Raw genomic sequence first — 6,903 nt, 5'->3', positions numbered from 1 at the left:
GGCCCGCGCGGCTTGGCGCTCGCCCGGGCGGTCCCCGCGCTCGCCAGCCATCTGAACACCGTGCGCCCCTCGGTGGTGGTCTCGATGGGCAACCACGCCCATTTGGCGGCCTGGGCGGCTCTGCGGGGCCTGCCGGACACGCCCCGCATCTATCGGATCAGCAACGAGCCAGCCCACGGGGGCCGCGACCCGGTGCGCAGCGGTATTCGAAACCTGGGCCTGCGATTGATCGCCGCCGACGCGACCCGGGTCCTCTGTGTGTCGGCCGCCATCGCCGCCCGCGAACCGTTCCGCCGCGCTCGTCGCGATCGGCGGGTGGATATCCTGCCGAACGGCGTCGATGCGGAGGCCATCAGAACGCGCGCGAGCGAGCGCATACGCCACCCCTGGCTTGACGACGGTCTCCCATTCCTGGTCGCCGTGGGCCGACTGCACGCCCAGAAGAACTACGAGACCCTGGTCGACGCCCTGGCGCTGGTGCGCGCGCGGCGGCCAGAAGCCCGGCTGCTGGTGCTCGGCGGCGGCGCGTCGGAGCGGCGGGCGTCGCTGGAAGGCCGGGCCCGCGCCTTGGGGCTCGGCGACGCGGTCCGCTTCGACGGCGAGACCGCAAATCCCTTTCCCTTGATGTCGCGGGCGGCGGCCTACGTATTGCCATCCCTCTGGGAGGGCGCGTCCAACAGCCTGCTCGAGGCCCTGGCCTGCGGCGTGCCGGTGGTTGCTTCCCGCACCGCGGGCAACGCCGCCGAGGTGCTGGCGGGCGGCCGTTATGGGGTGCTGGTCGACCCGAAGGACCCCGCGGACCTCGCCCGCGGCCTCGCGCGCCAGCTCGCGCCCGCCAGCCGGATCCTGCCGGGCGCTCGCGCCCAGGCCTTCCGGCTCGAGGCGGTCGTCGACCGCCTGTGCCGCATCGTCGCCGGCGCCCGCTCGGCACATGACGAAATTCAAATGCAGGCCGAAGGGGCCGGCCATCTGCGGCCGCTATCCGATGGACTGCGGGGGACGAACACGGAGTACTGACATGACTATTCGCAACATCCTTCTAGCCGCTGGCGCCGTCGCGGTTCTGGCGGCCCCGGCCGCCGCCCAGGTGGTCCGGCCGAAGATCTCCCTGGCCCAGGCGGTCGCCACGGCCGAGAGCGAGCTGGGCGCCCGCGCCTATGACGCCGAGTTCGACATGGATCTCGGCGACATGGTCTACGAGATCGAGCTGGTGAAGAACGGAAAGCCGCTCCAGGTGCGTGTCGACGCCAACAGCGGCCGGCTGGTGCATCAGTCGCGGCCGATCAAGGCCCGCCTGCCGATCGTCGGCGAGAACCTGAAGGCGGCGCAGATCGCGCCGCGCACGCTCAGCCAGACCATCGCCATGGTCGAGGAGGCCACCAAGGGCAAGGTCGCCGAGATCGGGCTGGAGCGCCGCGGCGGCCGGCATTACTACGAGGTCGAACTGGTCGGCGCCCAGGACCGCGACGTGCTCGTCGACGTTCGCACCGGCGCCATCACGCCGCTGATCGGTGACTGATCCGCCTCGGAGCAAGCCATGCACGTGCTGGTCGTGGAGGATGACGAACGGGTCGCGGGCCATGTGGTGAAGGGCCTGAAGGGCGAAGGCTGGCTGGTCGACCATGTGGCCGACGGCCGACAGGCGCTCTTCCAGGTCGCCGCCGAGACCTACGACGTCATCGTCCTCGACCGCATGCTGCCCAACGTGGACGGGCTGAAGATCCTGCAGACCATGCGCGCCTCGGGTGACGGGACGCCGGTGCTGATCCTGTCGGCCCTGGGCGACGTGGACAACCGCGTGAAGGGGCTGCGGGCCGGGGGCGACGACTACCTGACCAAGCCCTTCGCCTTCTCCGAACTGGTGGCGCGGATCGAGGCGCTGGGGCGGCGCAAGGGCGTGGTCCAGGAGACGACCGAGCTCAGTCTGGCGGACCTTGAGATGAACCTGATCACCCGCACCGTCACCCGGCGGGGGCAGGCCATCGACCTGACGACCCGGGAGTTCGCCCTCCTGGAGTACCTGTTGCGCAACGCCGGGCGGGTGGTCAGCCGCAGCATGCTGCTGGAAGCGGTCTGGGACTACAATTTCGATCCCCAGACCAACATCATCGACCAGCACGTCAGCCGGCTGCGATCCAAGATCGACAAGGACTTCGACCCGCCGCTGCTGCAGACCGTGCGCGGCATGGGCTACGCCCTGCGCGCATGATCTGGCCCGGCGTCCTCCGCAGCCTGACCCTCCGGCTGACCCTGGTCTACATGGCGCTGTTCTGCGCCTCGGTCGGGATCATGCTCGCGGTGACCTATGTGGGCGGCGTCTGGCGGCCGCTGGGGCAGGTCGAAGCGGCGATCACGCGCGACAGCGACGCCCTGGTCGCCGTCTACCGCGCCCAAGGCCGTGACGCCTTGATCCGCGCGCTCGAACGGCGCTCGGCCGCCGCCCGCGGGCGGCTGGCCTATCACGTGCTCATCGCGCCCAACGGCGCCGTGGTGGCGGCGAACCTCGCGGATTGGCCGTCCGTCCGCGGCGGGGAATGGGTGCGCTACGAGTTCGGCACCTACGCCACCGGGACCGAGGAGGAGCACGAGGCCGTCGTCCGCGACCTGGCGCTGCCGGGCGGGTACCGCTTGCTCGTGGGCCTGGACACCGAGGACCTGGACGAGCGTGAGGACCTGATCTTCGAAGCCCTGTCCTGGGGGGCGGGGATGAGCCTGGCGCTAGGGCTGATCGGCGGCCTGGTGATGACCTACGCGGTGTCCCAGCGGCTGGACCGCATCAACCGCGCCGCGCGCGCCGTCATCGCCGGCGACCTGTCGGGCCGCGTGGCCCTGCACGGCAGCGGCGACGACTTCGACCAGCTCTCCGCGACCCTGAACGAGATGCTGGCCCGGATCGAGGGGCTGGTCGCATCGATCAGCCGGGTCTCCGACAACATCGCTCACGAGCTGCGCACTCCGCTCACCCGTCTGCGCGCCGAGTTGGAGGAGCTGGCGGCGGCGGGCGACGATCCGGACGAGGCGAGAGCGCGCGCGGGCGAGGCGCTGGAAGAGGCGGCGCGCCTCCAGTCCATGTTCGACGCCTTGCTGAGGATCGCCCGGCTGCAGAGCGGGCCGCCCGGCGAGAGCGTCCGCATCGATCTCTCCGCCCTGCTGGAAGACGTGGCCGACCTCCACAGGCCGGCGGCCGAAGACCGGGGCCAGGACTTCGCCGTGGCCATCGCGCCGGGTCTGGCCATTCAGGGGGACAGGGACCTGGTGTTCCAGATGGTCAGCAACCTGCTGGACAACGCGGTGAAGTTCGCGCCGGTCGGCGGAACGGTGCGGCTGGACGCGCAGGCTGCGGCCGGCAGCGTGGTGGTGACGGTGGCCGACAACGGGCCGGGAGTGCCGCCCGAAGAACGTTCCCGCGTGCTGGAGCGGTTCTATCGCAGCCCGGGCGGCGGAGCCGAGGGCTTCGGACTGGGTCTCAGCCTGGTCGCCGCCGCGGCCGAGCGGCATCAGGCCGAGCTTCGGCTGGAGGACGCGGGGCCGGGGTTGCAGGTCGTCATCCGCTTCCGGGGTTGATACCCGTCCGCGGACGTCGTCTGATCGACGGTCCGGAGGTCGCCATCGACACCACGGTCGTCATCCTGGAACTCGCCGGCTTCGCCGCCCTGCTCCTGTGGGGCGTGCACATGGTCCAGACCGGCGTGCAACGCACCTTCGGCCCGAAGTTGCGTCACTTCCTGGCGGGCGCTCTGCGCACCCGGATCCATGCCTTCGCCGCAGGCGCCGCCGTCACGGTCGCCCTGCAGAGCAGCACGGCCACGGGCCTGATGCTCACGGCCTTCTCCGCCGGTGGGCTGGTCGAGCTGGCGCCCGCCCTGGCGGTCATGCTGGGCGCCAACGTCGGTTCCACTCTGGTGGTCCAGGCGCTGTCGTTCGACGTCGCCGTGCTGGCTCCGATCCTGGTCCTGGCGGGTGTGACCCTGTTTCGCCGCTGGCAGGACAGGCCGCACGATTTCGGTCGCGTCCTGATCGGCCTGGGGCTGGTTCTGATGTCGTTGCACCAGTTCCTGCAGCTGCTGGAGCCGCTCGTCGCCCGACCTGGCCTGGGCCAGGCGCTGCGCGGGCTGGGCGACTACACTCCGCTCGTGGTGATCGGAGCGGCCTTGTTCACCTGGGCGGCGCATTCCAGCGTGGTGACGGTGCTGCTGGCCATGTCGCTGGCGGCCAAGGGCGTGGTCGGCATCGAGACCGGCGTGGCCCTGGTGCTGGGCGCCAATCTGGGCTCGGCGATCAATCCGCTGCTGGAGGGCGGCGCAGGCTCCGATCCGGCGAGCCGCCGGCTGCCGCTGGGCAACTTCCTCAACCGGCTCCTCGGGCTGGCCGCGGCCATGGTCGCGTTCGGCTACGCGGCGCAGCATGTCGTCCACCTTGGCCCCGATCCGGCGCGGGCGCTGGCCAACTTCCATACCTTGTTCAATCTGGTCCTGGCGCTGGCCTTCCTGCCGTTCCTCAAGCCCTACGCCGCCCTCATCGAGCGGATGCTGCCCAGTTCGGCGGAGGAGACCCGGCCCGGCGCGCCGATCTATCTCGACCCACACGCCCGCGAGACGCCGCAGGTCGCCCTGGCGCTCGCCACGCGTGAGGCGTTGCGCATGGCGGACACGGTCGAGGGCATGCTGAAGGGCCTGCGGGAGGCGCTGCAGTCCGACAAGCGCTCGGCCATCACCAAGACCCAGCAGCTCGACGATGTGCTCGATGGCCTCAACAGCGCCATCAAGGGCTATGTGTTGTCGATCCCGGTCGAGCGTCAGCAATCGGCCGACATCGAGCGGCAGACCGAGGTGCTGACCTTCGCGGTGAACCTCGAACACGCCGGCGACCTGATCGCCCGCGACCTGCTGAGCGTGGCCGAGCGCCGCCAGACACGAGGCGTTTCGTTCTCGCCGGAGGGAGAAGCCGAACTGGTGCGGCTGGTCGACCGGCTGATCGCCAACGTGCGGCTGGCCGCTTCGCTGTTCCTCAACCGCGACCCGTCGACGGCCCGCGCCCTGGTCGCCGAGAAGGAGGCCTTCCGGGGCATCGAGGCCGAGGGCGTGGCCGCCCACTTCGATCGCCTGCGCTCGGGCAACGCCCGGACCGTCGAGACCAGTTCGCTGCACCTGGACGCCCTGCGGGACCTCAAGCGCATCAACTCCCACCTGGTGGAAGCCGCGGCCTATCCGATCCTGCGCACCGGCGGTGAGCTGCTTCCCAGCCGCCTCAAGAGCGCGAACTAGCTTGCGGCCTGGCTCGCCATCCACCGTTCCAGCCAATGGATGTTGTAGTCGCCCTTCAGGATGTCTTCCTGGTGGAGCAGGTCCTGGAACAGCGGGATGTTGGTGTCGATGCCGCCCACCACGATCTCGCCCAGGCAGCGGTTGAGGCGCGCGATGCACTCCTCCCGGTCGCGGCCGTGGACGATCAGCTTGCCGATCAGGCTGTCGTAGTAGGGCGGGATCGAATAGCCGGCGTAGAGGGCGCTATCCATCCGCACGCCCAGGCCGCCCGGGGCGTGAAAGTCGGTGACCAGGCCGGGCGAGGGGGCGAAGGTCTTCGGGTTCTCCGCGTTGATCCGGCACTCGATGGCGTGGCCCTCGAAGATCACCTGTTCCTGCGTGAACGACAGCGGCAGGCCTGCGGCGATGCGGATCTGCTCCCGCACCAGGTCGATGCCGGTGATGGCCTCGGTGACCGGGTGCTCCACCTGCAGGCGGGTGTTCATCTCGATGAAGAAGAACTCGCCGTTCTCGTACAGGAACTCGATCGTGCCGACGCCCAGGTAGCCGATGGCCTTGACCGCATCGACCACCACCTTGCCGATCTTGGCGCGGGCGGCGGCGTCGATGACCGGGGAGGGGGCTTCTTCCAGCACCTTCTGGTGGCGGCGCTGCAGGGAGCAGTCCCGTTCGCCCAGATGCACGACATTGCCATGGCTGTCGGCCACCACCTGCAGCTCGATGTGCCGCGGGGTCTGGAGGTAGCGCTCCATATAGACCGCGTCGTCACCGAAGGCGGCCTTGGCCTCGGAGCGCGCCGTCTGCACGGCCTCGATCAGGTCGTCCGGGGTCTTGGCGACCTTCATGCCGCGCCCGCCGCCGCCGGCCGCCGCCTTGATCAGCACCGGGAAGCCGATCTCCTGGGCCGCGGCGATGGCCTCCTCCTCGGTGGTGATGGCGCCGTCCGAGCCGGGCACCACGGGGATGCCGGCTTCCTTCACCGCCTGCTTGGCGGTGATCTTGTCACCCATCATGCGGATGTGCTCGGCCTTGGGGCCGATGAAGGTGAAGCCGTGCGCGGTCACGATCTCCGCGAACCGGGCGTTCTCCGAGAGGAAGCCGTAGCCCGGGTGGACCGCCTGGGCGCCGGTGATCTCGCACGCCGCGATGATGGCCGGGATGTGCAGGTAGCTCTTCGCCGCGGGCGCGGGGCCGATGCAGACGCTCTCGTCCGCCAGCCGCACCCACATGGCGCTGGAGTCGGCCTCGGAGTGCACGGCGACGGTGGAGATGCCCATCTCCTTGCACGCCCGGTGGACGCGCAGGGCGATCTCGCCCCGGTTGGCGATCAGGATCTTGTCGAACATGGCCCTACTCGATGATGGCCAGGGGTTCACCGAACTCCACGGGCTGGGCGTCGTCGACCAGGATCTCCACCACCTTGCCGGCGCGCGGCGCGGGGATCGGGTTCATGGTCTTCATCGCCTCGACGATGAACAGCGTCTGGCCGGCCTCGACCGTGTCGCCCACCTTCACGAAGGCCGGCGAGCCGGGGTTGGGCTGCAGGTAGATGGTGCCCACCATGGGCGACTTGACTTCATCGCCGCCAGCGCGCGCCGGGGCGGCGGCGGGCGTGGGGGCCGGGGCGGGGGCCCCCGCC

The 6,903-nt window shown here is 70.3% G+C and carries 7 protein-coding genes; 5 read left to right on the top strand and 2 right to left on the bottom strand.

What is annotated here, in order from left to right; translation table 11 throughout:
• The 5 genes from AX721_RS14025 to AX721_RS14005 all read left to right on the top strand — a co-directional run.
• A partial coding sequence (locus AX721_RS14025) for a glycosyltransferase (RefSeq protein WP_156467177.1) occupies positions 1 to 1,017 on the top strand: 1,017 nt, incomplete at its 5' end.
• Position 1,018: 1 nt separating this feature from the next.
• On the top strand, positions 1,019 to 1,519 hold the full coding sequence (locus tag AX721_RS14020; RefSeq protein WP_068876611.1) for a PepSY domain-containing protein: 501 nt from the start codon (positions 1,019 to 1,021) through the stop codon (positions 1,517 to 1,519).
• Between the two features lie 18 nt (positions 1,520 to 1,537).
• Complete coding sequence (locus AX721_RS14015) at positions 1,538 to 2,209, top strand: response regulator transcription factor (RefSeq protein WP_068876610.1); 672 nt, start codon at positions 1,538 to 1,540, stop codon at positions 2,207 to 2,209.
• Positions 2,206 to 3,564, top strand: coding sequence for an ATP-binding protein (locus tag AX721_RS14010; protein ID WP_068876609.1), 1,359 nt, complete (start codon positions 2,206 to 2,208; stop codon positions 3,562 to 3,564). Before AX721_RS14015 ends, AX721_RS14010 begins: the two co-directional genes overlap by 4 nt.
• On the top strand, positions 3,561 to 5,264 hold the full coding sequence (locus AX721_RS14005; protein WP_197422579.1) for a Na/Pi cotransporter family protein: 1,704 nt from the start codon (positions 3,561 to 3,563) through the stop codon (positions 5,262 to 5,264). Before AX721_RS14010 ends, AX721_RS14005 begins: the two co-directional genes overlap by 4 nt.
• On the opposite strand, the gene accC is transcribed toward AX721_RS14005, so the two are convergent.
• Both accC and AX721_RS13995 read right to left on the bottom strand, forming a co-directional pair.
• Positions 5,261 to 6,610, bottom strand: coding sequence for an acetyl-CoA carboxylase biotin carboxylase subunit (gene accC / locus AX721_RS14000; RefSeq protein WP_068876608.1), 1,350 nt, complete (start codon positions 6,608 to 6,610; stop codon positions 5,261 to 5,263). The two genes, AX721_RS14005 and accC, sit on opposite strands and share 4 nt — an antisense overlap.
• 4 nt (positions 6,611 to 6,614) lie before the next feature.
• Positions 6,615 to 6,903, bottom strand: a 289-nt coding sequence (locus tag AX721_RS13995; RefSeq protein ID WP_304440892.1) for a biotin/lipoyl-containing protein, incomplete at its 5' end; no start/stop codon positions are given.

Source organism: Phenylobacterium sp. CCH9-H3 (assembly GCF_001557235.1).
Classification (GTDB): Bacteria; Pseudomonadota; Alphaproteobacteria; order Caulobacterales; family Caulobacteraceae; genus Phenylobacterium.
This window is presented reverse-complemented; position numbering and strand designations above follow the sequence as displayed.